This is a genomic window from Nocardia sp. NPDC059228 (assembly GCF_042754245.1).
Taxonomy (GTDB): Bacteria; Actinomycetota; Actinomycetes; order Mycobacteriales; family Mycobacteriaceae; genus Nocardia.
The window spans coordinates 1-3,657 of the sequence record NZ_JBHZAL010000085.1; the positions used below are offsets into that span (position 1 = coordinate 1).

At 64.0% G+C, this 3,657-nt stretch carries 4 protein-coding genes; 3 read left to right on the forward strand and 1 reads right to left on the reverse strand.

Annotated elements, in window-relative coordinates:
- The first annotated feature begins 545 nt into the window (after positions 1 to 545).
- Positions 546 to 932 (forward strand): nitroreductase/quinone reductase family protein, encoded by a 387-nt coding sequence (locus ACFXKA_RS42495; RefSeq protein WP_379431827.1) that lies wholly within the window; start codon positions 546 to 548, stop codon positions 930 to 932.
- 92 nt (positions 933 to 1,024) lie between these two features.
- On the opposite strand, the gene ACFXKA_RS42500 is transcribed toward ACFXKA_RS42495, so the two are convergent.
- The gene (locus tag ACFXKA_RS42500; protein ID WP_379263832.1) at positions 1,025 to 1,501 is read right to left on the reverse strand and encodes a hypothetical protein; all 477 of its coding nucleotides are present in this window, start codon (positions 1,499 to 1,501) and stop codon (positions 1,025 to 1,027) included.
- A gap of 355 nt (positions 1,502 to 1,856) precedes the next feature.
- Between ACFXKA_RS42500 and ACFXKA_RS42505 the strand changes: the two genes are divergently transcribed.
- Both ACFXKA_RS42505 and ACFXKA_RS42510 read left to right on the forward strand, forming a co-directional pair.
- Positions 1,857 to 2,684: an alpha/beta fold hydrolase gene (locus tag ACFXKA_RS42505; RefSeq protein WP_379431828.1), complete on the forward strand. Its 828-nt coding sequence runs from the start codon at positions 1,857 to 1,859 to the stop codon at positions 2,682 to 2,684.
- Between the two features lie 186 nt (positions 2,685 to 2,870).
- Positions 2,871 to 3,657 (forward strand): ADP-ribosylglycohydrolase family protein (locus tag ACFXKA_RS42510; protein WP_379431829.1); only part of this gene is annotated, 787 nt, incomplete at its 3' end.

Sequence of the window (3,657 nt, forward strand, 5' to 3'; positions counted from 1 at the left end):
GCCCCAACGCATTCCGTCAGCAATGGTCACCGACCGAGTTCGAGCAACAAATCCAACTCGCATAACCGGTGGGCCTGCAACCGGGGCCCAGTCAGTCGGCATGCCAGCGGATGCAATGGCCGCACTCGGCCTTGACTACACGGGTTGGACATGACCGCGAGCCTGGCTTCCCCGAACCTCATATCCCACGGCGGTGCCGAACCGTACGTGTTGTCCGAGCTCGAAGTCGCAGCACACTTGGACCATTGGCGGGCCCGGTGCCGAGAGCACGACAGCCGATTACAAGCTCGCCGCGCTGAATCAGGTTGACAGCAGAATGTATCCGATCATGCCGCATACCGCGTTGCCGAACCGGCCAGTGCGGGGCATCGGAAGATCGACTGGCCGTGCCGATCTGAGGCCGACGGAACGTCCTCAACTGCCGCTGATCGCTCGGTACAGCCGGCCGCGGCACCGCCCTATGACCGTACTGATTTGCCAAACCACCTCGATCCATACGGCCAACCGACTGCCACCTAGGGTCCGCCCCGAGCGCAGCAGGCAGCATGGAGACCGTGCCCTTTTCACGCAACTTGGCCCGCCTCGAGCGCCGGGTCATCAACCGTCTGGCATTCCGGATGATGCAGTTGGTACCCGCCTGGGCAGTGCTGGTGCATCACGGGCGCATTTCCGGACGCGAATACCGAAGCCCGGTGGCAGTGTTCATCCATCACGGCAGGTATCGCATCGCCTTGAGCCATGGCCGAGAGTCGGACTGGGTCCGCAACGTGTTGACGGCGGGCAGGCTCGAGCTCGAGTGGAACGGGCGAACCGTCACATTGGTAGAGCCGATACTCGGATCCGACCCGACCTTTCGTTGGGTGCCATGGTCCGTGCGGCTGCTGTTGCGCGGCGCGGGTGCACCGGACTACCTGGAGGCGCGGCCCGCCTGATAGCGCCTCCACCGGACGCACTCATGTGCCGCATGGCGCGCTGACCGAACCGGCCAGCGTGGCGCGAGTTAGGCGCTGGGTGGGCATCCGCGCTAGTCATCGACCGGCGCCGACTCTTCTACTCGATGCCATCGGAACCACATGTCGGTGCCCTCGACACGATACCGATCGCCTTTGTCGAATCGCATCTCGGCCACCAGTTTTCGAGCGTTCGCTGGAACCTGACGATGTGTGGCCAGCAGAGCAGCCAATTCGTCATAGCGGGCATCGATGCCGCCGTGGCCTGGATGACTGTCGGTTCCGACCTCGCCGGCCACGTAACGCTGATCCCAGCGAGCGAAGATCGCCCACCATTCGAGCTCCCAGGCCACCGCTTGCTCACTCGCAGGCCAGACGTTGAAGAGATACCCGCCCTCGACGCGATCGAAGGCCCAGCCCTCGAAATAGTGTGGCCGCCCATCGATGTCGGCGAGCCCTTCACGCGGCCAGTCATAGCGCCCCGATTCGACGTACACACGCTCGAAGCCATCGGCAATCAGAACTGCCTCGTCCCACTCGTTACCCAACACGGCCGAATGCTAGCCCAGAGCCACAACGATCGCATTGCTCGCGACAACGCCCTGAAATGCCGCACACCGCGCTGACCGCACCGGCCAGCGCCGGGCACCGGAAGATCAACGGGCCGTGCGGATCCGACGCCGGCGGAACGTCCGCTACTGCCGAATGTCGCGCACGGATATGGATAGGACATGCTCTCGACCGCGATCACTGATTGTGAGAAATTCAGGCTCAACTACGGATGGTAGTAGACATCGGGGGAGCTTGTTTGTAGCCTCGTCCCGAGGCTTCGCGCGGTGGAGCGGCGAGGCAGGGCGCGACTCTGAATCGCGTTGGGGAAGAACGACAGAGGGGCGGATACCGCGCATGAACGATGCGGCGAAGACTTCGGCGACACCGGCGAGGCACCGCAGAACTGGATCAGGTGAACCGCTTCTGCTTCTACACGCGTTCACGCAGACGTGGCATTGCTGGGGTGGGGTGATCGACGAGCTGTCGAACGAGTTCGACATTCTCGCACCGACTCTGCCATTCCACTGGGGAGGCCCTGTCAGTGACCGGCCACTGACCGTTGCTGCCGGAGCCGACCACATCGAAGCACTGATGGATGAGGCTGGTTGGGAGACAGCGCATATCGCCGGTAACTCTCTTGGAGGGTGGATTGCGCTCGAGCTCGCCCAGCGTGGCCGAGCGCGCAGCGTGACTGCCATCGCCTCGGCGGGACTATGGTCGCGCGGCAGCCGCCACGCCGATCGGCTCCGGCGCAAGTTCCAGCTCGGCGCCTTCCTCGCGCCACTGGCACGGGGGTTCGCGAACCCGGCTCTGGCCGTTATCGGCAAGGCCACCACGATGCGTACGTTCTGCCACCGGCCAGGACTTGTCGCACCCGACCTGGCTTCGATCGCCATGCAATCGGCCGGTTTCTGCACCGCGCGAGACATCAACGCAATATGGCCGACCGACACAGCGCTGGAGATTCTCGACCGGATCACCACGCCGACCACAATCGTTTTCAGCGCCCGTGACCGCGTGATCCCTCCCGCGCGTTTCGGCGCACAGCTGGTCACACCGTCACCTGGCCGCCGGGTTGTAATGCTGCCCGATGTGGGACACGTACCGATGCTCGAAGCCCCGGCCAAGGTAGCAGCCGAGATTCGGCGCACAGCAACAGAACCGGTCGTCGACGCAATTTGAAGTCACCTAGAGAACATCCGCTACTGCCGCATACCGCGCTGACCGAACCGGCCAGCGCGGCACCTCGGAAGATCAACGGGCAGAGCACGGTACGACCGCCGGCAGCGTGCGCACATGCCGATTATGTTGCGTTTACCTCAAGATCGATTCTGCGGTGAGGATCGTGGTTCCTGCCAGACTGGTCGGATGAGCTTTGATGGCCGATCACGGGCGCTGATGTCGCTGCGGGGCCTGGCGGTGGGGGACGCGTTCGGGTCGTGTTTCGACGATCCGATCAACCATGGCGCGCTTGAGGAGCGGAGAGTGCTGCCCGGTCCGTGGTTGTGGACCGACGACACTCAGATGGCGTGTTCGATCTTCGCAGTCCTGAGTGCACACGGCCGAATCGGTCAGGACACGTTAGCCCAATCGTTCGCCGACCACTACGACATCTATCGCCGATACGGCCCCGGAACGAGTCGGATCCTGCGGCTGATCCGCCAAAAGGGTTATCACTGGCGCGAACTCGCCCAACAAGCGCGCGACGGCCGCGGGTCCTGGGGAAATGGTGCCGCGATGCGGGTAGCGCCGCTGGGCGCGTGGTTTGCCGACGACATCGATCGGGTTGTCATTGAGGCCACGGCTTCGGCGGAGGTCACCCATGCCCACCCCGATGCCGTGGCCGGGGCGGTCGCGGTGGCAATTGCCGCCGCCTTTTCCGCGGCGAAACCGCAACTACATGGTGCCGAACTCCTCGATATGGTCGCCGCTCAGATGCCCGACGGGCCTGTCCGAGACAAGCTCAGGCAAGCGGAGTCCATCGACGATTCTGGCACTGCCGCTGTGGAATTGGGCGTCGGCCACGACACCTTGACTGGAGCCCTCGGAACGGGTCCAGCGGTTGTGGGAGTTCCTTTGCGCCACAATGGGTGCGGGAGGAGACGATCACACCATGGCACGACGTCGGCACACGCCCGAGCAGATCATCGGCAAG

Bases quoted from the DNA above. Each gene is read 5' to 3' on its own strand.
- ACFXKA_RS42495 (WP_379431827.1), top strand. From the start codon at position 546: ATGGAGACCGTGCCCTTTTCACGCAACTTGGCCCGCCTCGAGCGCCGG.
- ACFXKA_RS42505 (WP_379431828.1), top strand. From the start codon at position 1,857: ATGAACGATGCGGCGAAGACTTCGGCGACACCGGCGAGGCACCGCAGA.